The organism is Vallitalea sediminicola (genome assembly GCF_054408565.1).
The window spans coordinates 71,514-95,828 of record NZ_BTPT01000018.1 but is presented as its reverse complement, the minus strand read 5'-3'; the positions used below and the strand labels follow the sequence as shown (position 1 = coordinate 95,828).

Sequence of the window (24,315 nt, the reverse complement as noted above, 5' to 3'; positions counted from 1 at the left end):
ATTTTATGCACCCTATATAACTATAAATTATTTATTATTGCATTATAAACTGTTTCATAATTAAGCTTTAAGTCACATTTAGATGGATAACATATAGTAACTAAATATTTATCGACCTTATAAGTTGTAGATTTGAACATCTTAAAATTTTTGTAAGAACCATTTATACAATAATCATCACCTTCTATACGTTCAACTTCATATGTTTTCAAAGATGTTAAAAACCCTATTCTCAGCACTTTTGATAGTGCTTCTTTTATAGTCCATAGAGTTACAAATCCCACTTCTGCTCCCAATGAATGTTGTTCTACTAATTGTATTTCTTTATCAGTCAATTGTGTCTTTATTGCTTTTGTATAATGTTTATCAATTCCTTCAATGTCTATCCCTATTGGATAAAATTCTTTTGTAGCTGCGGCCATTCCTATATGTTTAGTATGGGTAATAGTCACAGTGATGTTATGATTATTACATTTGACAATAGGATTACAAAATATTCCTTTTTCTATGGATATACTTTTATAATCATTACAATCCATATAAGATGCAATAGCTCTTTTGGAAGATACTCTGCCCAATAGATAAGAAGTTTTTCTAGCATCATATTTTAGTTTGTTGTAATAATCTTTTTCGTCCATGTTTAAATATGTATCAATAAACTCATTTTCTATACAATCAATGTTTTTTAAAGAACAAAAGCTCATTGTTATTGGTATTGATTTATTGTTTTCAACCAATTCTGTCGTTATATCTGTATATTTCATCATTACCTCCACTAGTAGTATAATCTTGATTCAACCTTTTAAATTAGCAGAAATTGAATAAATCCTTCTGGTTTTTCCTCATTCTAAAATCTATGAATGTCTGCTTATCTTCCAATATAAGATATATGTTATTGTACTTAAGATAATCTAACTTATGTCCTGGTTTTAATCCATAGGAATGAGCAGGGTACACTCTTATAGTACCTGCTATCTCCTTTTTTATCTTCTGAATACTATGATACATCTTTTCAGCAGAACCACTATAGGATGTACATAAACCACACCCTTCACTAAATAGTGTATCCCCAGTAAATATATGCTTCTCACATAAGAAACAGGTACTTCCTATTGTATGTCCAGGTGTAAGCATACACTTAATTGATGTATTGCCTAATTTCAATACTTGATTATCATTTATTCTTATCTGATTCTTGCAAGTAAAACCAAAGCATTCTGATTCATCTGCTGATATATATACATCTACATCATACTTATCAACCAAAGGATTTACTAAATTTATATGATCATAATGTGCGTGAGTTATTAAAATACTTTTTAGCTCTATTTGATACTTAGTTATTGTCTTCTCGATTTCATTCAATTCCCAAGTAGGATCTATTATAGCTCCATAACGAGTTTCATTATCTATTATAATATAAACATAATTTTTGAAATAATTATGTCTAAGTTTTAAAGTAACCATTTGATATGTTTGGTCCATTCAATTTTACCCTTTCATACTATATATTATCTTGTTCTTCATACTTTACCTATAGCTCTGTATTCACTGTATCGTTTTTGCATTAATCTTCTTTATCCAATGATAGTCATTCCTTTAACTCTTGTAATATCCTCACCTTTATTTCCTTGAAAATACATTCTTTTGCGCACTTTAAGATTTTCTATAACCTTCCGGCATAGTCTTTCCAAAGTTTATAGTTATATTTTCCTCTAAGGTCTTTCCTTTTTATTGTTCAATTACAGTTATTTTTGACTTTTAAATAAAGTTCATCTGTCTTAATTTCAACATATGGTAAATTTAATTCTTGGGTAACTTTTAATAAATTATTTAGTACACTATAATCCATATTTTCTCCTTATATTTTTTACAGTTTATTTTTTATATTACATCAGCTTTATTAGTTTTTAAATAACTTCCTTATTTGCCATTATATCATATAATTTGATATATTTTCAAACTATTTATCATCATAACTTCATGATTTGATTCATGCTTTACGATTAAAATTACTATAATCATAAATGTATTCGCACTAATTTTCACCAATCTCTTTTCCATTGTACACCTTACCTTATCTCTTCAAATTAGTTTATTTATAGAATAAGTACAGATTAATAAATAAGCTATCTAAACTATTATTGATCAATAGATTAGACAACTTAATTTATTTACATACTTTTTCATTTTTGCTTAAAGGAATATTAACTTGAAATACGGTCCCCTTCTTGGAATCCAAAATACAAATTGTTGAATTTTGTTTTTCAAGCATCTTCTTGACTAAACTTAATCCAAGACCCGTACCTGATAATTTCTTGGATTTATTTTTATCAACTGTGTAAAAAGGTTCAAATACCCTTTTTTTGTGTTCATCTGGTATTCCGATTCCAGAATCAGCTATTTTAATTTGGTTAACCCCTTTGTTAACGCTACTTGTAATATTTATTTCACCATTTGTTATGTTATATTTAACTGCATTATCAATTAAATTAATGAAAATCATCATAAAACTTTCTCTATCCATATATACTTGACAAGGCTCTAATTGGTGATGAAATTCAATTCCATACTTAGAAGCTTTGACCCTCAATTTTTCTATGATTTCTTCTAAAAGTATGTGAGTATCAATCTTCTGTTTATCAACTTCAAAATCATATTTTTCTAAACTTGATAAGTGCAATACCTTCTCAACCATTTGATTCAATCTACTAAGTTCCTTATCGACAATGATATAGGATCTATCTATTAGATCTTCATCATCATTATACAGATTCATTAAATCAAACTGAGCTTTTATAACAGTAATGGGGGTCTTGAATTCATGTGTTATATTGCCAATAAATTCTTTTTGTTTCTTTTCTAACTTTTGAACATGTTCTAAAGCCAATTGAAGTTTAGCTTTTTCATCACTAAGCTGCTTAATATTTTCTTGTATCTGTGAAGACATAGTTTGTATCCCTGTGCTTAATTCACCAAATTCATCTTTATCTTTGATAAGTAGTGAGCTGATATCATATTGTCCTTTTTCAATAAGCCTAACAGACTTTCTTAATTTTTTAATTTTATTTACTATATTTATAAAAAATACTCTCCCTATTATAAATGTAACAACAATAGATATCACGCCAAATTTGATAAACAATTTCCAAGTATCTTGATTAAAATTGTTTTGTAAATTAAGATTATATTCTAATTGCATAACTCCAATCTGACCATTAAAATCATAGACTGGTGCCACATATATTATCTTATCAACAATTTTTTTATATAAAATTTGGTTATTCAAAGCTTTAGTAATGATATCCCCATACTCATTTTTAAAATCTTTAAACACCTCATTACCAATCTGTCTACCTTGATTATCAAAAATAATTGTGTGAATACCTAAAATACGTTCTAATTCAATGGTTAATTCATAAGCTTGCTTTATATAAAAAGTTTCAAAGTCTTCAATTTCACTAGTTAGATATCTTTCTCTTATGTATAGATTAGCTGTTTTACTACTTTCTTTTAGATATCTTTCATATTCCTTCATCTGATTAGTACGAATACCCTTCATTGTTAAAATACTAATAAGAACTAAATTAATCAATAATAGAAAAATAATAAAAATTGTTAGTTTATGTTTTATACTGATTCTCATTCTATATGCTCCAACATTTTATATCCTACTTTGGGAATAGTCTTTATTAATCTACTGTATTTCCCTAACCGCTTACGAATACGTTGGATATGTATATCTACTGTCCGTGTACTACCATAATAATCCATATCCCATACTCGATCTAAGATAATATCTCTTGTAAAAGTTATTTTTACATTCTTCATTAAAAAAACCAGCAAATCAAATTCTCTAGCCTTAAGATCAATCTGTTTATTATCCATATATACAACTCTCTCTAATATATTAACTTTAATACCATCAATGACTAAAATATTATCATCCACTGGCTCTCTAGATACATCATTCTTTTTATTGATTCGTCTTTCAAGAGATCTAATACGAGCTAATAATTCTTGTATTTCAAAAGGTTTAGTAATATAATCATCAGCACCTAGTTCCAATCCCAATATTTTATCTACCAGAGTACTCCTAGCAGTAAGCATGATAATACCCATCTTGGAAGTATCTTCAATATTTCTGCATATATCGTAACCATTATACTCTGGCATCATAATATCTAGAATAAGGATATCAGGTTGCTCCTTTCTGATAAAGTCAAGAGCTGCTCTACCATCATATGCCTTATATACTTGATAACCTTCACGGCTTAAAGCATAAGCTATTGCATCTGTAATATTTTCTTCATCATCAGCTACTAAAATTTTTGTCATTTTTCCACCCACTTAATAATTAATCATTAAAATTTACTATTTTACAACTTAACTCTTTATAAAAATACACCGATTCTGAACACACTATTTTGTTTGAGTCTTTATTCCAACATAAAGATTTACATTCACCGAATATAGTCACTTTCTTATCACTTTTAAAGTCATATATATATTTTCTTTCCTCTCCCATAGGATAAATAGCTTCATATATTAATTTACTTTTATCTGGTGATAAATAAAAACCTCCTACAAAATCATGAGTTTTATCAATCATTTTTATCAAATTGCCATTATCATCTGTCTTCCATAATTCTCTAGGTATCTTGTTTTGTATTACCTTTGCTACATCATCAATTTCTATGACATCTTTATCATAATCATATGATTTTATATACCCTTCCTTAAACGTATTATTTTTCATATTAAAAATAAAATTCTTACCATTACAAGAAACTACTTCTAATTCATAACCTTTAACTTGTATCCTACAAATTTTGTTGTTTTTCTTCTCATTTTCATAAAATTTAGTACTTATTTTCTTTGAAAACTCACTTAATTCTTCTCTATCTTCACCATAATGCAAATCCAAGTATTCCTCATAACTATCAAAATAATCTTTTAAGTTGTTAATAAGTTCTTCTGGTAATTCTATTTCAATTTTTTGTTTACTTGCCATATCATACCTGTATACTTGAAATCCTTTTGTATAATACATTTGATCTTCATTAATATATTTTGAACTTACTACATTTCCATCTATCCTAATTAACTTACCCTCGTTTATATCATAGAATAATAATGCGTAAGGTTCTGATATGTAAGAATCTTTTTGCTCTATGACCTGTTCCATAAATAAAACATAATTTTCGCTTAGCTTATATTGATCCAAGCAATTTGCTTGCTCATACCAGTATTCAAACCCTTTATTAGTATCCTTATTATTGGTTACATTTTCAACTGTCTTATCCCTTACATTATAAATAGCTATATTTCTGATACCATCTTTAATAGCTACTCCTAATATCCGATTATCATCTAACCAATGGAAACCTGCAAAATCTTTTACTTCAATAATTTGTTTTATTGCTAAAACATCATTTATATCTTTCTGCTGATTGTCAAGAACAACCACTTCGCCATTATCATTATCACTTCCCTTTGCCTTAGCATTACCACATGCAGTTAGACTACTTATTACCATCCCTGCTGTCAGTAATATACATAATGTTTTCTTAAAACTACGTTTTACTCTTCTCATACTTAATTTCTCCTTTAATCTTAGTAAGGTTATTATATATTACCTCCTTATAAAAATTATAAAGTAATCTTTTATCTAAATCACATAATAAATATTTCTAAGTTGTAAACTTTCACTTTCAATCATTCAAAATTACTATTTTACATTTCAGTTCTTCAGCAAAAAATACAGATTGTGCACAAACTAATTTATTAGATTCTTTATTCCAATAAGCACCTTCATACTCCCCAAATATAGTCACTTTCTTATCACTCTTAAAATCATATATATATTTTCGTTCTTCTCCCCTAGAGTAAATCAGCTCATATATTAGTTTATTTTTATCTGGGGATAAATAAAAACCTCCCACAAAATCATGAGTTTTATCAATCATTTTTACTGAATTACCTTTATTATCTATCTTCCACAATTCTCTAGGTATCTTATCTTGTATTAATTTTGCTACATCACTAATTTCACTGACATATTTATAAGGAACATTATCTGACTCTATGTAACCTTTTTTAAAAGTATTAATTTTCATATTCAAAATAAAATTATTGTGATTATAAGAAACTATTTCTAATTCATTCCCTTTAACTTTCAACTTCTCAATGTGATTATTTTTCTTATGGTTTTTATATATTTCAAGACAACTCTCCTTAACAAGCTCACTTAATTCTTCTCTATCTTCACCATAATGCATATCCAAATATTCTTCATAACTATCAAAATAATCTTTTAAGTTGCTACTAAGTTCTTCTGGTAATTCTATTTCAGTTTTCTGTTTGTTGACCATATCATACTTATATACTTCAAATCCTTTTGCATAATATAATTGAGTATCATCAACAAGCTGATCATCTGTAATATTTTCATCTATCCTAATTAATTCATCTTCTTTTATATCATAGACCAACAATGCATACGGTTCTTCATAATTTCTATTGAGCATTATTTCTTCAAATATAACATAATCTTCAGGTATATCATATTGTGTTATACATCCAATTGTTTCATGCCAAAACTTAAAACATTTATTTTTCATATCTTTATTATCAGTTAAATTATCAGTTGTATCATCTTCACTGTTATAAATAGCTATATTTCTAATACCATCATTAATAGCTACTCCTAATATCCGATTATCATCTAACCAATGGAAACCTACAAAATCTTTTACTTCAATAATTTGCTTAATTGCCAAAATATTATTTATGTCTTCCTCTTGATCATCTAGAACAACAATACTTCCTTCATCCACACCTTTTGCATTAATATTACTACATGCAGTTAAATTACATGTTGTCATGCTTGCCATTAATAAAACACATAAGATTTTCCTAAAATTCATCTTATCCATTATACATCCTCCTTAATTTTCAAATGAGTATCTAATCTCCCATTTATAAAAATTATAAGATCATTATTTTTCAAAACTATATTAAAAATGTTTCTAAGTTGTAAATTATAAATTTTAACTTGAATTTCTATATTACTGCCCATAATCATGAGTAACATTATATAATAATATACAATTATTATTCAACCTGATTTTCTTATTATTAATTAAAATGTCTCTTTTTTATAAACACATGATAATTGCATATCTATTCTATAACATTAATAAACTCAACCAATATTCTTATCTTGTAAAGAATATTGGTTGAGTAATCCTTCTAACCACATCACTTAAAATTAGTTATAGTCTCAAGGGCTAATCCAACTTGATATATTATTCCATCATCCATGATAGATAGGAACTTATAATATTTATTATCTTCAACTCGTCTTTTTATTGGAGTTGAAATATATTTTTCATTACCATTTCTGAGCTTTTGATATATAGGATCTATTTTAAATAAATCTAAACCAATAGCTTCTCTTGCATTGCAATATTCTACAATTCCTTGATTATTAGTTATGTATACAGCATCTACACCTAGTTTTGGAATCAATACATCTATATTTTCATTAGAGATTTGATAATATTGGTTATTGGTATCAACTTTCAACTGTTTCACAGCTTCAAGCATCTTACCTTCCATTACTTTGTTGGCAACATTCTGTAACATTGAATCAGCACTATTAGTAAGATCACCTGTGATATTTTTTAATGTCTCACATTCTTCATCTTGAACTATTACTTGTGCCGCAGTTTCTTGCATCTGGGAAGTTATTTCTTCAGAAAATGAAGTAATATCCAATACATTAGCTGCTATATTTTCACTGCTTAACCTCACCTCTTGAATTGAATTACTCATTTGGTTAATTTTTTCCATACTAATATTTAATGAATCTTGAATACTATTAAAATCATTTATATTCTTAAGAATTACTTCATAACTTTCGTTAACAGAAATGCTTCCATCTTCAATTGATTTTGCAAAAGTAAGTAGATCATTTTGTAAAATCATAATTACTTCTTTTATTCTACTAGATACATTATTAGTTTCAGCTGCGAGTCTGCTGACTTCATTAGCAACTATTGTAAATCCTTTACCTTGCTCCCCTGCTCGTGCAGCTTCGATTGAAGCATTTAGAGCCAGCATACTGGTATGCTCTGCAATGGAAGATACCAAACTATTTAAATTGGTTACTTCCTCTGAATAATTTTTCAACACAGATATCTGTCCACTGATATTTGAGAATAATTCCTGTACATTTATTATTTTATCTTGAATTTCTGAGGTTTCTTTTATACCATTTTTCACACTTTTTATTGTGGAAGAAGCATAGGATGCTGTTTCATCCATTTTACTACTTAAATTGAAAACTGTTTCATATATTTGGTCAATTTTGGCTCTTATTTCTTGGAGCATTATGAATTGTTTTCCTCCATTTGTTGATGTCAAATTTGCTGAAGATGCCACCCTATCCATGGAAGAATCAAGTTTGACTGATATAGCAGTTAGCTGAGCTGAAATTTCATTAATTTTTTGAGAGATATAAACTTGTTCTTTAAAACTTGATTTAAGATTAGATATCAAATGTTTTAATTCCCTGTCACATGCTTTGTCTCTAGTTGTCAATTCAGTAACATCAAACATAAGATTATTATTATTAATTCTTTTAATACAATTAATGAATGATTGATACTTTTTCTGCTTATTTGTTTCATATACTATACTTATGATTATTGATATCATCATTGTAATTAAAATACCAATTATCATTCCGTCTTTTATAGTACAAGCAACAAGAACTATCAAGGAATATATACCCCCTAAAACAACACCCAAAAAGATACCTTTTTTCATAATGTACTCCTTTAATCTTAATAAAATTGTTAAGCTTTTACAAATAAAGCTCTTATCGGCCTTATTTTTTCAATATTTCTTATAATAATTATTATATCATATTAAAAAAACCTTAACAACATTATCAGATTCAAGTTACTTATATAATACTAAATACTCTGTAAGTATGCCTTAATAATATTAGATGTCTTTTTAGAAATGTCATATTCACCAAAACAAATTGCCCAATTATATAATATTCCTCTTGAAATAATTAGTAACTCTTCTGTTATTTGATCTGCAGTTTTATCCGAAGATAATTCTCCATTACCTAAACCTTTTTCAACTAATTGGTGTAAACCTTTTGGTAATCCACGTTCAGCTGAAAGAAAGAAAGCACTTGCGTTATCCATTTGTGCTTTGTATATGTTTCGAATTATATCTACCCCCATATTTTTTGCATAGAGACCTTGTTCACATAGATATCCTATAATCGCATTTTTTATAGTTGAAGAATCTATTTTCTTAATGACTTCTTCTTGAAAAAATTGATCAGTACGTGTATAAGCAGCAACAACAATACCTGATTTGCTACCGAAATGGTGATAAAAAGCACCAGTAGATACCCCTGAACTTTCGCAAATTTCCTGGATACTTATATCATCAAAATTTTTATATTTCATTAGCTTAAGTGCCTCATCTAATATATGACTCTTAGTTCTTTCCGCTTGAAGAGTTCTAGATGTCTTCTTTTTCATAATTCGTATATCTCCTTTTTACTATCTTACATAATAATATATATTATAATGCTCTATTAATCAACAAAAGATAATTTTTTGTTACTATAATTAATAGCTTCTTACAAATTTATACATTGATAAAAAATAAACAAAATCCTTGACTACTTCCATAGGATATACTATACTGAATTTAACATAATTAATTCGGTGAAACTATTATGTTGAATCATAATTTGTAAAGGAGAGGCTTATATGGCAAACTATTATCCAGAATTATTTACTCCAACGTATATTGGAAAAGTAAAGATCAAAAACAAATTGTCAATGGCACCAATGGGTCCTGTTGGTTATGCAGATGCAAACGGAGCTCTAAATCAAAGAATCCAAGATTACTATGTTGAGAGAGCAAAAGGAGGAATAGGTCTAATTATTACAGGTATCTGTAATGTAGATATGGACATGGAAAAAATGGCGAAAGCTGGTCTTCCTAGCCCTACTCAAACCCCTCTTGCTTTTATCCATTCAGCATATCAAATGAATGAACGTATCCATGCTTATGGCACTAAAGTATTTATTCAGCTTACAGGTGGTCTTGGACGAAGTGCTTTACCTGGATTCGTAAATAAGTATATTGCTCCTTCAGAAAATGAGAACCGTTTTGATCCTAATATCGTACACAGAGAAATGACTATAGAAGAAATTCAAACATTAATTCAAAAGTTTGTTACTGCCGCAGTAATCTCTAAAAAATCAGGATTTGATGGCGTGGAGATTCATGCTGTTCATGAAGGTTATTTGCTAGATCAATTTGCAATATCATTTTTTAATAAAAGAACAGATGAATATGGTGGTTCATTAGAAAACAGATTACGTATCGCCACTGATATTGTAAAAGGCATTAAAAAGGCATGTGGAAATGATTTTCCAGTTTCATTAAGATATAGTTTGAAAAGTTGTATGAAAGGTCTTAGACAAGGTGGTCTTCCTGGAGAAGAATATGAAGAGGTGGGAAGAGATATTGATGAAGGTATTGAAGCCGCTAAGATTCTGGTTGATGCTGGATATGATGCTCTTAATGTAGATGCTGGAACTTATGATTCATGGTATTGGAATCATCCACCTATGTATTTTGAAGAAGGTACATATCGTGAATTTGGAAAAATATTAAAAGAAAACGTTGACGTCCCAATTATTTTAGCTGGTAGAATGGAAAATCCTGATATGGCAGTTGAATCTTTAAAAGATAGTTGTGATATTATTGGTTTAGGTAGACAATTATTAACTGATTCAAATTATCCAAAAAAAATACGCGCAGGTAAGTTAGATGAAATTCGGCCATGTCTAGGATGTCATGAAGGATGTCTTGGAAGAATATCCAACGCCCCTGTTAGCTGTGCTGTTAATCCAGCTTGTGGACGCGAAAAAATATATGGTCTTACTCCTACAATGAAAAAGAAACATTTTCTTATCATTGGTGGTGGAGTAGCTGGAATGGAATCAGCTAGAGTATTAGCGCTAAGAGGTCATGAAGTTACTCTATGTGAGAAAAGCAATAATCTAGGTGGAAATCTTATACCAGGTGGTGTTCCTGATTTTAAGAGATATGATAGAGCATTAGTTAATTGGTATAAGAGACAGCTCGAATTATTGAATATTACAATAAAAATGAATTGTGATATAAACATAACTGATATAGATTCTTATAATGCTGATGAAATCATTGTTGCCACAGGTTCAACTCCTATAATACCTAATTTTGACGGTGCAAAAGGTATTGTTTCAGCTAATGATATCTTAGTTGGTAAGGCTACTGCTGGTAAAGATGTAGTTATTATCGGCGGCGGTTTAGTTGGTTGTGAAACAGGCTTATGGCTTGCTGGAAAAGGTTCTAATGTAACAGTTGTTGAAATGGCTAATGATATATTAGGCGGACCTCATGGATTACCTCATATGAATCAATACATGTTACAAGACTTATTAGACTATAATAATGTAAAAATCAAAACTAATACAATGGTAGTTTCTGTAGATAATAATGAAGTTACTGTTAAAAATGCAGAAGGAGCTCATGACATATCAGCTGATACAATAATTTCTGCTATTGGGTATAGAGAAAATAATCATCTGTATGATGAATTACTTGAAAAAGACATTCCTGTATATAATATTGGAGATTCACAAAAGGTACATAATATTATGTATGCTATATGGAATTCTTATGAATTAGCAAGAGAATTATAATCCAAATCTCATATATCAACGCTTACATCACTTAATTAGTGAAGAATGTTAATTTAATTTTTAAAACTTCAAAAATAGAATGCACTATTATAATAAATCTACTAATCGTTTTAGTAACTACGATTAGATTTATTTAAAAGTGCATTCTAAGATTCTTGAGAAACTTTATCTTTTTTATAACTAATAACATTTTTAGTACAACTTATTTTTTCATAGAAGAATTGTTTTTCTCCTTTAACAATAGATACTAACATACTAATTGCAACTATGACATCAAGAACAAAAATCCCCCCAAAGATAATAACTTGAAACATTACTAATCCTTGACTTATATTAATTACTATTATGTTTATCCCAATAAAACCATAATATAGGAAACCATATCTTAATAGCACCTCTTTGAACGATACTCTAGTATCTTTTCCCTGAATTCTAATTGATGTTAATAATTTTCCAATAGTCCGTCCGTTAGTAAAATATACCCCTATTACAAAATATATCATTACTATAAAGAAATATTCAATGAGTCTCTGTGTATTACATAAAATACTAATAATACTCCAATCAATTACAAAGGCTAATCCTCTTCTTATAAGTCCAACCTTCATCTTATCAAAATCTACATCTTTATCTAATTTATTAGAACTAGGTAGAAAAAAAGTAAATAACGGAGCTATAACAAAACCTAGAAGGCATCCTATAGTATTTAATATTAGGTCATCTACATCAAATAACCTATAAGGTGCATTGTAAAATCCATATAGACCAGTTAATTGGGTTAACTCAAAAAATAATGAAATCAAAAATCCAAATAGTACAGTCTTAAACCAACTCTTTCTAAAGTAATATCTTAAATATACACCTAAAGGTACTAACAGCAATACATTAAACGCTGCTTGCAAAAATGCTTGTTCCTTCAACAAATGTATATAAGTTGCTGGTTCATTATATATTACCTGGGTATCCTTTAATATATCTAGTATAAATTGAAATGGAACAAGTTGATATATCTGCCTGCCAGCTGGGAATAAACTCATTACATCACTAGATTTTGGTAATGGTAATATAACCATATAATATGCTGTTAAGCAATATAGCACGAAAGAATATGTAACTAATACTCTGATTTTATTAACGTAATGATATTTTATATATTGGTATAATAAAAAAGGGATTGTCCCCAAAAAAGCTAATATTGGAAAAGTAATAAGCGCAATACGAATGGGATATAAATGCGATTCCATATTTATGAATCCTTTCTTATAATGTTTATTTTATGTTTATTTTCAGTCTTAAAATATAGTATTTCCTATAAGATAAAAAACAAACTACCTAAGCAAAGATAAATATAACATAGATAGTTATAGTTTTCAATAAATATACTAAAAATTAATTCTCCATAATGAAGGGAAAGTTAAAGATATTATCGTTATTAAAACAGCAGAGATTATAGCACCTAAAGTAACACAAATCATGGACTTCTTAAAGTCAAGATTCAAAAAAGCAGCAACAGCACTCCCCGTCCAAATACCTGTTGTCGGTAAAGGTATTCCTATAAAAATAATTAGAGCCAATTCTTTTCTCTTTTCAATTTTCTTAGAGTTTTTAGATATCTTTTTATCAATGATATCATTAATATGTGCAAAAGCTTTATACTTTTTCATCCAAGTAAAGATTTTATTGAAGAATAGAAGTATGAAAGGTGCTGGTATAATACTTCCAATTAAGCTTACAATAAATACTTGTAATACATTCAGGTCATATGATAAAATACCTAGTAAGATTGCTCCTTTTTGTTCAACAATAGGAATCATTGAAGAAATAAAAACTTGTAATAATTTATCCATATAAGGCTCCATTCTTATTATTCATTTTACTATCATATATTACCATATTACATATAATATACAATTATTCATATACGTAATCATTATTACTCATCGCTTTTATACATTGCTTTTATCTTATCAAATGCTATAGGTGTATAATTGTGGTGTTCTACACTAACATTAAAATATTGATTTCCTTCCATTTTATTGCTATGAATATGTCCATGAATATTGACATAAGGTGTCATATTTAAGTTCATATACATAGGTTCATGTGTCAACAAGTAAAAGTTATCTAATATGATTCCTCCATCAATGACATCATTAAATCCAATAGTATGCCACCACATATTACTGTTACATCTATCATGATTACCTTTAATCAACACCTTATATCCATTAAGCTGGTCAAATATATCTTTTACTTCCGACTGATTACCAGATGCAAAATCACCTAAATGGTATATAGTATCTTTATTAGATATTGTATTATTCCAATTCTTGATTAATTGTTTGTTCATTTCTTTTACTGAATCAAATGGTCTGTTTTCATAATCAATTATTCTTTTCTGATTAAAATGTGTATCGCTAATTAAATAAATCATTCTTTCAACTCCTTTATCATAAATTATAAATCTTATTAGTGATAAATAATAGTGAATTTTAATATTTTCTTAATTCATATCGACTCTATTTATTTTCTACTTTATAACACAAAAAATAAGCTAATCATTATATATTAGCTTATTTTTTTGAACATTGACCTTATTTTAAGTAAACAACAATCTATAACTTATCAATAATTATATCAGCTTCCTATCTTTTCTCCTTCTGGATCTTCCCATAGATATGATCTTTTAACTGCTTTTTTCCATCCTGCATATTTCTTTTCTTTATAATCATTTTCCATGGCAGGTTCAAAATGTCTATCTATAGCCCACATATCAGCAATCTCTTGCTTACTATTCCAGAATCCAACTGCTAAACCAGCTAAGAATGCTGCACCAAGAGCTGTAGTTTCAGTGACTACAGGTCTATCTACTGCAACTCCTAATACATCTGATTGGAATTGCATCAAGAAATTATTTGCTACTGCACCACCATCAACTTTTAGAGCTTGTAGTTCTATTCCTGAATCTTCCTGCATTACTTCAAGTACGTCTCTTGATTGGTAAGCTATTGATTCTAATGTAGCTCTTATGATATGATTCTTATTGGCTCCACGTGTAAGACCTACAATAGTTCCTCTGGCATACATATCCCAATATGGAGCACCAAGTCCTACAAATGCAGGAACTACATACACTCCGTTAGTATCCTCTACTTGAGTGGCAAAATACTCAGTATCCTTAGCATTTTCAACTAATTTCAATTCATCTCTAAGCCATTGTACAGATGCACCCGCTACAAAGATACTTCCTTCAAGTGCATATTCTACTTTTCCATCTACTCCCCATGCTATAGTTGTTAATAATCCGCTATCTGACATAACCATTTCCTGTCCTGTATTCATTAACATGAAACATCCAGTTCCATATGTGTTTTTAGCCATACCTGGTAGAAAACATGCTTGACCGAATAATGCTGCTTGCTGATCTCCAGCTATACCTGCAATTGGTATTTCGGCTCCTCCAAAAGTCTTAGGATCAGTGTGACCATAAATTTCACTTGATTGTCTTACCTCAGGCAACATAGAAGCTGGTATACCTAATTCGTCAAGTATTGTTTCATCCCATTTCAATTCCTTAATATTATACAACATTGTTCTAGATGCATTAGAATAATCAGTTACATGTACTTTACCTCTAGTAAGATTCCATATTAACCATGTATCGATATTACCAAATAACAAATCTCCATTTTCTGCTTTTTCTCTAGCTCCTTCAACATTGTCAAGAATCCATTTTACTTTAGTTCCTGAGAAATAAGCATCTAATATAAGTCCCGTATTTTCTTTTATGTAATCTTCTAATCCTTTTGTTTTTAATCCATCACATATATCTGCAGTTCTTCTACATTGCCATACTATGGCATTATAAATTGGTTTTCCAGTATTTTTATCCCATACGACAGTTGTTTCTCTTTGATTAGTGATACCTATTGCAGCTACCTCATCTGGTCTTATTCCCGACAACTCTAGAACTTCTCTTGCTACTCCACTTTGAGTTGCCCATATTTCCATAGCATCATGCTCAACCCAACCTGGATTTGGATATATTTGAGTAAATTCCTTTTGGCTTGTATTAACAATTTTACCTTCATGATTGAATATTATTGCTCTGGAGCTAGTTGTTCCTTGATCTAATGCCATGATATACTTTTTATTCATAATTTTGACCTCCCATTTTTAATATCTATCTTAATATATTTTGTTAAAATATCCCCATAATGATAAAAGCACAAATGAATATTGATGCCGCTGGTGGATCAATGTGTGAATCGGCATTACTATTGAAGTTTAATGCGACAATTTCAAATATTATTGTTGCTAACACTGCAAAAAGTGCCCCAATATATATGCTTCCTGACATAAAACCTGCTAATCCTGCTATTGATGTAACATGATGTGTAGCTGGAACAGAAAATCCCATTTGCACAAATATTAGAGATGCCGCACTAACACAAAAACCAATAGGTGCTATTTTAGTGATTATTGCTATATAAGAAACTACTAACCCTAATCCCAAAGCCATGATAATATCATAAGTCACTGTTTTTGATGTTGGTAATATACTTCTCTTCACTTCAGAAGTTGCTGCTATTTCTGCTGTACCTGAATTTCTTACACCAAATAATCCTGTGTTACCAAAAACTAATCTAGCAATTATTCCCGATGTAACTACAGTCATTGCGATAGTATCAGTTGGAAGAGTCAACACTGAAGAATATAGGTAATTAATCAACTGTCCTAATACTCCAAATACACCTCCAACAATTAATATACTCTTATCTTGAAATTTATTTAATGGTATTGTGGTATTCATTCCACTATCCAATAACTTCTTTTTATTAGCTGCGAACGCTGCCGCCGCAACCCCACCTGCGAAAGCAATATGTGGTCCTAGGAAAGCCCCAAAAGTTATATCATTCAAAATTGTTGGAGGACCTCCAGCACATACAACCCCAATTCCAATGAGACCTACAAAACCTGTAAATATAAAAGCTGGTAATGCTCCAATTAATGCACCTAAAACTCCTCCACCAAACGCAATCAAAATTAATTCTAGACTCAAAAAACTCTCTCCTTTCGATAAATGTTTTTAATTACCTTCATTACATTACCCAAAACTCAACACATATTCTGCCCTCCTACCTAGTTTTGGTTTTTTATGTAAATGTTTGCCTCTAAACTTACATGTACCAAATTTCTTCTGTACTAGCAGAAATCCCTTCAGCACCAGCCTTAAGGCACTCAATTACATCTTCCTTATTTCTTATTAGACCTCCAGCTATTAAAGGTATCTTAGTTCGGTCATATATCTCGTTAATTATTTTAGGTATGGCTCCAGGTAGAATCTCTATTGTATCTGGTTTTGTCAAGTTTACAGAATTAATTCCAGTTTCCAATGATTTGGAATCGAAAATAAAAAGTCTTTGTATTGCCCATAAATTCAAATTCTTTGCTTTTTTTATGAGATTGCTTTTTGTTGTAATAATTCCATCAGGCTTGATTTCTTTACTAATATAATCAAGTGCTATTGAATCCTTAGCAAACCCTTGTAACAAGTCAAAATGGATATATATATCCATATTATTATCTTTTACTTTTTGCACTATTTCCTTTAAATTGAAGATACTGCCTGTCAGTAAAAAAATAACTTTACAAGGTGATTTTATAGCTAAGTCAAGTTTATCCAAATGATTAACTGCTGCAATAATAGGGTTCATTTCTGTTTGATTATGAAAACTATTAACTGGTTTATTATTCATTACAACATCTCCTATGTACATAAAATGTACTTAATCATAATATTTTGGACATAAAAAAACCACACTAAGTCAACCTATTAATAGGTCTACTTGTGTGGTTCTCCATTCTCTCCAACCGGGTATTATGTTTTCTACGTTTTATTTTACATTAGTATGTACCATATGTCAATGACTTTGCTGAATATTATATTATTTTTACATATCAACAATAATTATAGTTAATTAATAATTTATATCTTTATTAAATATTTATTAGTAAGATTTATTTTATTATATTTTATTAACAAAACAATATACTTCATTAATACATTTAATAATTCAATGTCATTATAATTTTTTTTAGTATTTTCATCCATATTGTATAGAAAAAGAAGTTATTATAAAAAACAACTTCTTTAACTAAACATATAATATTCAATTTTAATACTATGTTATAAATAATTAATTTACTCAATTTCTTTTTTAGATATAGAAGTCTTAACTTGTGTATTTGGTAATTTCCCCAACTTACCATTTAAACTGTTAATATCATTAATTTCACCAACTACTGTAATACTAATAACTGAAATTCCTTCTTCGATCAAAGGTAACCCCATTCTACCTTTCACCAAATCTTTATATGAAGAAACTATAGCATTAAAGGTGTTTTGTGTGTCTTCTGGTCGTTCTAATATAGCACTTATTACAGCAACTCTTTTCAATGAAATCTTATCCTTTCTTGATATACTTCTTTATTTTATCTACATCTTGCTCTTCACAATTAACTATTATACCATATTTTTCATCTATATTTATTCTATATCTCCCACTTACATAATTTTTAGTTCCTGTAATATATGACCATCTTCTTTTAAATACTTCACAGATTGCTAATTCAACATTAAATTCACGTTGAATATCCTTGACAATATCCTCAAGTTTTTCTCTATACATATAGATCTCTTTCTCCTTCGGAAATTCTTTTGTAATAATCATTTATCACACTCAATAATTTATTATTCTTATAGAATTCCATGTTGTTAATTTCTTCTAGTTCTTTTTTAATAAGTTCTTCACCTATTTTTTTAGTCTCTTCTGAAGCATAATCATCAAGATATTCTCTAAATGTGAGTACAGCATTTAATTTACAGAATTTACCTTCTGTTCCGCTTTCTAATAGATTCATTATTTTATCTCCTGTTCTACCACATCTATAACCAGCAGTACAGAAAGAAGTGATTTTGCCCATCTCAGCAAGTTTATTAACTACTTCATCAAGAGTTCTTCCATCTCCAATAGTAAATTGTTGTTTATCTTCTTCTTCATTGTTAGCAGCTTTATCATAAGCACCTATACCTATTTTTGTAGAAGCATCTAATTGTGTACATCCAACTTTTACAACTTCATCTCTTACTTCTGGATTTTCACGTGCAGTAATTATTAATCCAGTGTAAGGTACTGCAAGTCGTAGAACTGTAACTATTTTTTTAAAATCTTTATTATTAACTAGATATTTGGAAGCTATACTAAGTTCTGAACCTGATGCTGGTGTAAGTCTTGGGAATGAGATTGTATGAGGTCCTATACCAAATTGTTTTTCAAGGTCATCAGCATGATATAACAATCCCATAACTTCAAAACGCCAATCATAAAGTCCAAAAAGAGCTCCTATCGCTACATCATCAATACCTGCATCCATTGCTCTATGAAGGGAGTATAATCTCCATCTATAATTAGCTTTTAATCCTGCTGGATGAACTGATTTATATGTTTCTTTGTGATATGTTTCTTGAAAAACTTGATATGTACCTATTCCTACTTCTTTTAACATTTTCAAATCTTCTACACTCATAGGAGCGGCATTAACATTGATTCTTCTGATATATGAATTCTTTCCATTGTTTGATTTTTTCTTAACATCATATACTGTTTTCATACTTTCAGCTATATATTTAGCATCAGTTTTAGGATGCTCACCGTATACTACAATAACTCTTTTATGTCCCTGGCTAAGAATATAATCTGTTTCTTTTCTTATCTCATCAACAGTTAATACTTTTCTCTCTTCAGCTGAATTTTCTTTTCTGAATCCACAGTATCTACAACTGTTAACACATAGATTTCCACAATAAAGAGGTGCAAAAAAGACAATCCTGTTGTCATAAACCCTTCTTTTAACTTCTGCTGCAGCTTCGTACATTTCTTCCCACATAGTTTCATCATTAACATTAAGTAACGTTGCTGTTTCATCAAAACTTAATCTTTGTATTGATAAAGATTTGTCAATGATAGCTCTAACTCTTTCTTTGCTACAGTCTTTATTAGTATTTAACTTATTATGTATTTCATTTTCTTTAATAAAGTCTTCACCGTTAATTAAGTACTTATCAATTTCATCTTGTTTTATAACTTGGTTTATCCAACTTTTTGTGTCCATCTGTATAACCTCCTATAATATATAGATCTCCAGAACAAAGAGTAGCTAACTTTCCTATATAACAAAAAAACTTCCACAAAGGAAGTCATGCAAAGAAAAAACAGCTCGAAAGAACTGTTAAATAACAATTCTGCACAAATTCCTATCAAATAAGATATCTCTTTTCTGTAAGGTCTTTGATTTTACATTCAGTTCATCGAAGATACTTCTAAGAAAAACTGAAAATCATTCTAAATTAATGATATCACTTTGTTTATTTCTTGTCAATACACATAGGATTATATCAAAAGTGCACATGTGTTTGTAATTGACATACATCATCATCTCTCATATGCATCGATATTGCACATAAATATTCTACTAATTCATTATATTCACTTTTGTTAATCTCAAATGGTTCCCATTTTTTCTATTAATTGCTCCTGTTCTACGACTTAAAATATTTAAAAAACTGTATAGTTTCCATCAAATCATTTTCATCCTCATATATATCCATTACTTTCCCAATTTCTATTGCAAAATCAACATATCCTGATGCTTTGGCAGTTATTATATTACCATCTACAACCACATTCTCATCTACATACTTAGAACTATCAAATTCACCATATTCACTTACATCTAATGATGTGGTATATTTCTTACCATTAAGTATACTAGCCTTTGCAAGATGAATAGGACCCGCACATACAGCACCAATTATCTTATTTTTATCATATATTTCACTAATTAATCTGTATACTCCATCATAATCATATAGTTCATTGGGATCTCCTCCAGGGATAATCAAAACATCTACATCATTAATCACAACATCGTCAATAGTTATATCTGGAACTATTTTATATCCCTCAGTAGAAGTAACTACATCTTTATTAATACCCACTGTAATAATTTCACCTTTAGTCTTTAATAAATAACTTGCTAAAATCACTTCAAAATGAGCGAAGTCTTCATATATTAAAACGTATGTTTTCAAATTATCTCATCTCCTTATATTTAAAATCAGTTAGTAAACTCTACCTTTACTAATAGTGCCCACTCCAATTCTTTAGCTGTTTCTTCCATATTATCATACTCAACATAGAAGTCTCCACCTCCAGCCAAATATACCCATATCGGTATTTCTTCTTTATCATCCGTTTTTATTGATTCATTTATATTAAACGGTCCTGATGAATAATCATCATTGAATCTATCAATATATTTTGTTGATTTTATATAGCCATTTTCAATAATTAACTGTTTTCTTTTCATATTCATTATAAACATAGATTGTCTATCCAAATTGTATTCTGCCTAAAGTAATAGTCATTATTTCACTTCTTATTATATTTATTAACCTTCTATCCTTACTGCATTACCACCTACATATACTTTATCGATATTATTTTTATTATATTGTAATTCTACTTTTATCTCAGAGGGCTTATTCATACTATACCCTTGCTTAAATAAATATTCTGAATTAGTATTATTGCTATACCTATTTAAATAACAAGCCAAAGCTCCATTTGAAGTCCCCGTTGCAGACTCTTCATCTATTCCATCTCTAGGTGCAAAATTTCTACAAATGGCATTTGCTTTTGTTACTCCTTTTTGTGTAAAAGTATGAATTCCAGATACATCATACTTCTTGCTTAACATAATGATCTCATCAAAATTAGGCTGTAATTCATTAAGCATGGTCAAACTCTTTACTGGTAACATTATATCTCTCATACCTGTAGAAACAATCTGAATAGGTCTATTTTCAATATTCGTTAGAATAGATGCTTTAAAACAACAATTTATTTCTTCTAAGCTTATTATATCAGAAAATACTGGTCTATTTTGTTCCATAAATACATCATAATCATTAATAATTATGTTAAGTACTCCAGCTTTTGTTTCTTGCGTATATTTACCACATGATAAAATCTGTAAATCCCTTAGTAGATTAAATGTTGCAATAGTCGCATGACCACATAGATCTACTTCGTTTATAGGAGTAAAAAACCTTACTTTGTAATCAGCTACTTTTGAATGTGAAACGAATGCTGTTTCAGAATATCCTATCTTAGAAGCTATTTCCAACATTGATCCTTCATCTAAATTATCAGCATTAAGAATTACACCTGCGGGATTCCCCCCTTCCACTGTTTGTGAAAATGAACTTAATCGGTATGTTTCTAATTTCATATATTAAAATCTCCAATCCTATAGTTTTTTCACTGTTTTTCTTTTTCATTCATAAGACCTATATCTCCACTTTTTGGGAATCTATTCTCAATTTTAAATTCTGAAAATTCATGTTACCAAATTTAATATTTATTCATCAATCATTTTTATAATATACACCATATTTATAATAATAAACAATTTAGTTACCCCATTATAAATTGATATATATTTCCCTTAGCTTACTTTTAATATGTTCATTCAACATTGTTATTTCACTAATATTACCCCTTGGTGCATCTGGCCAGTCATCTACTCTTGATCCATAATATTCTCTTGGTGTATTTTTATACCTTCCAACGACATGAATATGAAAATGATCAATTCCTTCACCTATTATAAAAGAATATACCTGCTCTATATTAGGTACTGTCATTAATGCCTTACTAATATTTTTCAACATTATTCCAATTTTAGACATTTCTTCATTAGTTGCGTTATGCATCCCTTTAAAATGTCTCTTTGATTCAATGAAATAATACCCAAGATAATTATCATCTCTATCTGGATACGGGGTATAGTGACTTACATATATTAGTTCATCCTGATATACTGCTCCATTATTAACGTCATGTTTTTTACAGATTCTACATATTTCATTATTCATTGTTTTCCCTCCACAATGGCTATCTATATGTATGATAATTACTCACATCAATTGAAAAAATGTGTAGAAAGCTATATCTCAAAATGTTTTATAACTATTAACTTATCCTTTTCAAATTTTAGCTTGTAAATATCTGGCATTCTCATTGTTTTCCAAAAGTTAAAATCGTAGGTAGTATCATAGAAATTCAATATAACTGCTAAAAACGTTCCATGTGTCCCAATAATTATATTCTTATCTTGGTATGTATCAAGAATTTCTCTCAATACATCATTACCTCTTTTTTGTACTTCTGTTAATGACTCTCCACCATCAAGTTTATATTTAAAGTCCTTCCATTGCTTCTTAGTAAAATTTTCAAAGTCATTAATAATTCCATATGCAACTTTTCTCTCACGTAAATTATCATAACATTTAATTTTTAGCCCTTTATTATTAGCAACACCTTCAATTGTATGTATCGCCCTTTCATATGGGCTAGATACTATGTTATCTATTTTAATTTCTCTAAAAAATTCAATAACTTTTATAACATCTATTTTACCTTGCTCTGATAATGGTCTAGTATGATCATCCTCAGTATACGTTACCTTGGCATGTCTTACAAAATATATGTTAGTCATATATTCACACCCCCTTTAAGTATTATTCTAATCACCTAACCAAAAGTATAAAATTCCATTTATTGCATTGTCTAATTCTACTTCATACCAATATGGTATATTTCCTAATAATTCAATTTGCTTTATCTTTATAGTACTATCTTTTGTAATTAATGTTTCATCCATATCAAATGAAGGTATGTAACCTTTTGGAATAGTTTTCATTTCATTGAAATAAGCACAGAAATCATGACTTACATTATATTTCTTATTAAGATAGTTAGTATAGTCAATAGATGTAAATATTATATCTTCATCAATTATCTCAGCCATTTCTAGTATAATAACTGGACTAAGAAAATTTATTGATGATGTTATCATTTGACCATTACCATCAAATTTGGGATAACCATTTATTTTTCCTAAAAATAATATTTCTTCTCCTGTATATCTAAAAAAAGTAAAAAATGGGTCACCGCTTGGACCATCATCATATATAGTAAATTCAACAAATTCATCTTCATTATCTAAATCAATTACATGTATTTCAAAAGGATTATAAAACTCATATTCAATAGAACTATCATTAATCTGCAATACAGATTTTTTAAGTATACTATCTCTAAATTTTATATGGAAATTAACTAGGTCTACTTTACCATCACAATCAAAATCATAATTACCGGTAATTGAGTAAGAGCTTAGTTCATTACCTTGAATTTCATTCAATTTTATAAATTCTGTATCTATTTCAATTTCATCAATATCAATAAACGAATCAATTTCAATATTATATGTGTTTTCATCTGGTTCTATTTTATCAGTATTTGGTGTAGTACATGAACATAGATAAATAATCAAAAAAATTATTATTACCTTTATTTTAAACATGTGCCCCCTCTTTTCCATACTTGAA

The 24,315-nt window shown here is 28.9% G+C and carries 24 protein-coding genes and 1 pseudogene; 1 reads left to right on the top strand and 24 read right to left on the bottom strand.

What is annotated here, in order from left to right:
- Nucleotides 1–20: 20 nt before the first annotated feature.
- The 9 genes and pseudogenes from ACX6CF_RS08505 to ACX6CF_RS08465 all read right to left on the bottom strand — a co-directional run bounded on the left by ACX6CF_RS08505 (nt 21) and on the right by ACX6CF_RS08465 (nt 9,572).
- Nucleotides 21–764, bottom strand: a complete 744-nt coding sequence (locus ACX6CF_RS08505) for a 4'-phosphopantetheinyl transferase family protein (RefSeq protein ID WP_458784894.1) — start codon at nt 762–764, stop codon at nt 21–23.
- Between the two features lie 43 nt (nt 765–807).
- Nucleotides 808–1,485: an MBL fold metallo-hydrolase gene (locus ACX6CF_RS08500; protein WP_458784893.1), complete on the bottom strand. Its 678-nt coding sequence runs from the start codon at nt 1,483–1,485 to the stop codon at nt 808–810.
- 171 nt (nt 1,486–1,656) lie between these two features.
- A pseudogene (locus tag ACX6CF_RS08495) lies at nt 1,657–1,722 on the bottom strand (hypothetical protein); the annotation flags it as partial.
- 448 nt (nt 1,723–2,170) lie between these two features.
- Entirely contained in the window at nt 2,171–3,646 is a 1,476-nt protein-coding gene (locus ACX6CF_RS08490) for a sensor histidine kinase (RefSeq protein WP_458784892.1), read from the bottom strand.
- Nucleotides 3,643–4,338, bottom strand: coding sequence for a response regulator transcription factor (locus tag ACX6CF_RS08485; protein WP_458784891.1), 696 nt, complete (start codon nt 4,336–4,338; stop codon nt 3,643–3,645). The genes ACX6CF_RS08490 and ACX6CF_RS08485 overlap by 4 nt, the downstream gene beginning before the upstream one ends.
- Nucleotides 4,339–4,357: 19 nt before the next feature.
- Nucleotides 4,358–5,596, bottom strand: coding sequence for a hypothetical protein (locus ACX6CF_RS08480; RefSeq protein ID WP_458784890.1), 1,239 nt, complete (start codon nt 5,594–5,596; stop codon nt 4,358–4,360).
- 118 nt (nt 5,597–5,714) lie between these two features.
- Nucleotides 5,715–6,938 carry a hypothetical protein gene (locus tag ACX6CF_RS08475; RefSeq protein WP_458784889.1) on the bottom strand — a complete coding sequence of 408 codons (1,224 nt, stop codon included), beginning with the start codon at nt 6,936–6,938 and terminating at the stop codon, nt 5,715–5,717.
- A gap of 325 nt (nt 6,939–7,263) precedes the next feature.
- Nucleotides 7,264–8,835 carry a methyl-accepting chemotaxis protein gene (locus tag ACX6CF_RS08470; protein WP_458784888.1) on the bottom strand — a complete coding sequence of 524 codons (1,572 nt, stop codon included), beginning with the start codon at nt 8,833–8,835 and terminating at the stop codon, nt 7,264–7,266.
- 149 nt (nt 8,836–8,984) lie between these two features.
- Nucleotides 8,985–9,572, bottom strand: coding sequence for a TetR/AcrR family transcriptional regulator (locus ACX6CF_RS08465; protein ID WP_458784887.1), 588 nt, complete (start codon nt 9,570–9,572; stop codon nt 8,985–8,987).
- A 234-nt stretch (nt 9,573–9,806) separates the two neighbouring features.
- Between ACX6CF_RS08465 and ACX6CF_RS08460 the strand changes: the two genes are divergently transcribed.
- Nucleotides 9,807–11,795 (top strand): oxidoreductase, encoded by a 1,989-nt coding sequence (locus tag ACX6CF_RS08460; protein WP_458784886.1) that lies wholly within the window; start codon nt 9,807–9,809, stop codon nt 11,793–11,795.
- Nucleotides 11,796–11,941: 146 nt separating this feature from the next.
- Here ACX6CF_RS08460 and ACX6CF_RS08455 read toward each other — a convergent pair whose 3' ends face one another.
- From ACX6CF_RS08455 to ACX6CF_RS08385, 15 genes are all read right to left on the bottom strand, one after another.
- Nucleotides 11,942–13,039, bottom strand: coding sequence for a VanZ family protein (locus ACX6CF_RS08455; protein ID WP_458784885.1), 1,098 nt, complete (start codon nt 13,037–13,039; stop codon nt 11,942–11,944).
- 138 nt (nt 13,040–13,177) lie between these two features.
- Nucleotides 13,178–13,642 carry a COG2426 family protein gene (locus ACX6CF_RS08450; RefSeq protein ID WP_458784884.1) on the bottom strand — a complete coding sequence of 155 codons (465 nt, stop codon included), beginning with the start codon at nt 13,640–13,642 and terminating at the stop codon, nt 13,178–13,180.
- Nucleotides 13,643–13,728: 86 nt separating this feature from the next.
- A complete protein-coding gene (locus ACX6CF_RS08445) occupies nt 13,729–14,229 on the bottom strand; it encodes a metallophosphoesterase family protein (protein WP_458784883.1) in 501 nt (166 codons plus the stop codon).
- A gap of 203 nt (nt 14,230–14,432) precedes the next feature.
- The gene (gene glpK, locus ACX6CF_RS08440; protein ID WP_458784882.1) at nt 14,433–15,953 is read right to left on the bottom strand and encodes a glycerol kinase GlpK; all 1,521 of its coding nucleotides are present in this window, start codon (nt 15,951–15,953) and stop codon (nt 14,433–14,435) included.
- Between the two features lie 43 nt (nt 15,954–15,996).
- Nucleotides 15,997–16,857, bottom strand: a complete 861-nt coding sequence (locus tag ACX6CF_RS08435) for a hypothetical protein (protein WP_458784881.1) — start codon at nt 16,855–16,857, stop codon at nt 15,997–15,999.
- Nucleotides 16,858–16,975: 118 nt separating this feature from the next.
- Nucleotides 16,976–17,554: a glycerol-3-phosphate responsive antiterminator gene (locus tag ACX6CF_RS08430; protein ID WP_458784880.1), complete on the bottom strand. Its 579-nt coding sequence runs from the start codon at nt 17,552–17,554 to the stop codon at nt 16,976–16,978.
- Nucleotides 17,555–18,000: 446 nt separating this feature from the next.
- The gene (locus ACX6CF_RS08425) at nt 18,001–18,255 is read right to left on the bottom strand and encodes a TM1266 family iron-only hydrogenase system putative regulator (RefSeq protein ID WP_458784879.1); all 255 of its coding nucleotides are present in this window, start codon (nt 18,253–18,255) and stop codon (nt 18,001–18,003) included.
- A gap of 7 nt (nt 18,256–18,262) precedes the next feature.
- Nucleotides 18,263–18,487 carry a hypothetical protein gene (locus ACX6CF_RS08420; RefSeq protein ID WP_458784878.1) on the bottom strand — a complete coding sequence of 75 codons (225 nt, stop codon included), beginning with the start codon at nt 18,485–18,487 and terminating at the stop codon, nt 18,263–18,265.
- Nucleotides 18,480–19,970, bottom strand: a complete 1,491-nt coding sequence (hydG, locus tag ACX6CF_RS08415; protein WP_458784877.1) for a [FeFe] hydrogenase H-cluster radical SAM maturase HydG — start codon at nt 19,968–19,970, stop codon at nt 18,480–18,482. Before hydG ends, ACX6CF_RS08420 begins: the two co-directional genes overlap by 8 nt.
- 427 nt (nt 19,971–20,397) lie before the next feature.
- Complete coding sequence (locus ACX6CF_RS08410; RefSeq protein WP_458784876.1) at nt 20,398–20,949, bottom strand: DJ-1/PfpI family protein; 552 nt, start codon at nt 20,947–20,949, stop codon at nt 20,398–20,400.
- A gap of 26 nt (nt 20,950–20,975) precedes the next feature.
- The gene (locus ACX6CF_RS08405; RefSeq protein WP_458784875.1) at nt 20,976–21,257 is read right to left on the bottom strand and encodes a hypothetical protein; all 282 of its coding nucleotides are present in this window, start codon (nt 21,255–21,257) and stop codon (nt 20,976–20,978) included.
- 51 nt (nt 21,258–21,308) lie between these two features.
- Nucleotides 21,309–22,151: a PhzF family phenazine biosynthesis protein gene (locus tag ACX6CF_RS08400; RefSeq protein WP_458784874.1), complete on the bottom strand. Its 843-nt coding sequence runs from the start codon at nt 22,149–22,151 to the stop codon at nt 21,309–21,311.
- Nucleotides 22,152–22,344: 193 nt separating this feature from the next.
- Nucleotides 22,345–22,797, bottom strand: a complete 453-nt coding sequence (locus ACX6CF_RS08395) for an HIT family protein (protein WP_458784873.1) — start codon at nt 22,795–22,797, stop codon at nt 22,345–22,347.
- Nucleotides 22,798–22,868: 71 nt separating this feature from the next.
- A complete protein-coding gene (locus ACX6CF_RS08390; RefSeq protein ID WP_458784872.1) occupies nt 22,869–23,420 on the bottom strand; it encodes a histidine phosphatase family protein in 552 nt (183 codons plus the stop codon).
- Nucleotides 23,421–23,447: 27 nt separating this feature from the next.
- The gene (locus ACX6CF_RS08385) at nt 23,448–24,290 is read right to left on the bottom strand and encodes a hypothetical protein (protein WP_458784871.1); all 843 of its coding nucleotides are present in this window, start codon (nt 24,288–24,290) and stop codon (nt 23,448–23,450) included.
- Nucleotides 24,291–24,315: the final 25 nt, after the last annotated feature.

Excerpts from the sequence above, each read along its gene's own strand:
- ACX6CF_RS08505 (WP_458784894.1), bottom strand. The coding sequence starts at position 764 with ATGAAATATACAGATATAACGACAGAATTGGTTGAAAACAATAAATCA.
- ACX6CF_RS08500 (WP_458784893.1), bottom strand. The coding sequence starts at position 1,485 with ATGGACCAAACATATCAAATGGTTACTTTAAAACTTAGACATAATTAT.
- ACX6CF_RS08490 (WP_458784892.1), bottom strand. The coding sequence starts at position 3,646 with ATGAGAATCAGTATAAAACATAAACTAACAATTTTTATTATTTTTCTA.
- ACX6CF_RS08485 (WP_458784891.1), bottom strand. The coding sequence starts at position 4,338 with ATGACAAAAATTTTAGTAGCTGATGATGAAGAAAATATTACAGATGCA.
- ACX6CF_RS08480 (WP_458784890.1), bottom strand. The coding sequence starts at position 5,596 with ATGAGAAGAGTAAAACGTAGTTTTAAGAAAACATTATGTATATTACTG.
- ACX6CF_RS08475 (WP_458784889.1), bottom strand. The coding sequence starts at position 6,938 with ATGGATAAGATGAATTTTAGGAAAATCTTATGTGTTTTATTAATGGCA.
- ACX6CF_RS08470 (WP_458784888.1), bottom strand. The coding sequence starts at position 8,835 with ATGAAAAAAGGTATCTTTTTGGGTGTTGTTTTAGGGGGTATATATTCC.
- ACX6CF_RS08465 (WP_458784887.1), bottom strand. The coding sequence starts at position 9,572 with ATGAAAAAGAAGACATCTAGAACTCTTCAAGCGGAAAGAACTAAGAGT.
- ACX6CF_RS08460 (WP_458784886.1), top strand. The coding sequence starts at position 9,807 with ATGGCAAACTATTATCCAGAATTATTTACTCCAACGTATATTGGAAAA.
- ACX6CF_RS08455 (WP_458784885.1), bottom strand. The coding sequence starts at position 13,039 with ATGGAATCGCATTTATATCCCATTCGTATTGCGCTTATTACTTTTCCA.
- ACX6CF_RS08450 (WP_458784884.1), bottom strand. The coding sequence starts at position 13,642 with ATGGATAAATTATTACAAGTTTTTATTTCTTCAATGATTCCTATTGTT.
- ACX6CF_RS08445 (WP_458784883.1), bottom strand. The coding sequence starts at position 14,229 with ATGATTTATTTAATTAGCGATACACATTTTAATCAGAAAAGAATAATT.
- glpK (WP_458784882.1), bottom strand. The coding sequence starts at position 15,953 with ATGAATAAAAAGTATATCATGGCATTAGATCAAGGAACAACTAGCTCC.
- ACX6CF_RS08430 (WP_458784880.1), bottom strand. The coding sequence starts at position 17,554 with ATGAATAATAAACCAGTTAATAGTTTTCATAATCAAACAGAAATGAAC.
- ACX6CF_RS08420 (WP_458784878.1), bottom strand. The coding sequence starts at position 18,487 with ATGTATAGAGAAAAACTTGAGGATATTGTCAAGGATATTCAACGTGAA.
- hydG (WP_458784877.1), bottom strand. The coding sequence starts at position 19,970 with ATGGACACAAAAAGTTGGATAAACCAAGTTATAAAACAAGATGAAATT.
- ACX6CF_RS08400 (WP_458784874.1), bottom strand. The coding sequence starts at position 22,151 with ATGAAATTAGAAACATACCGATTAAGTTCATTTTCACAAACAGTGGAA.
- ACX6CF_RS08395 (WP_458784873.1), bottom strand. The coding sequence starts at position 22,797 with ATGAATAATGAAATATGTAGAATCTGTAAAAAACATGACGTTAATAAT.
- ACX6CF_RS08390 (WP_458784872.1), bottom strand. The coding sequence starts at position 23,420 with ATGACTAACATATATTTTGTAAGACATGCCAAGGTAACGTATACTGAG.
- ACX6CF_RS08385 (WP_458784871.1), bottom strand. The coding sequence starts at position 24,290 with ATGTTTAAAATAAAGGTAATAATAATTTTTTTGATTATTTATCTATGT.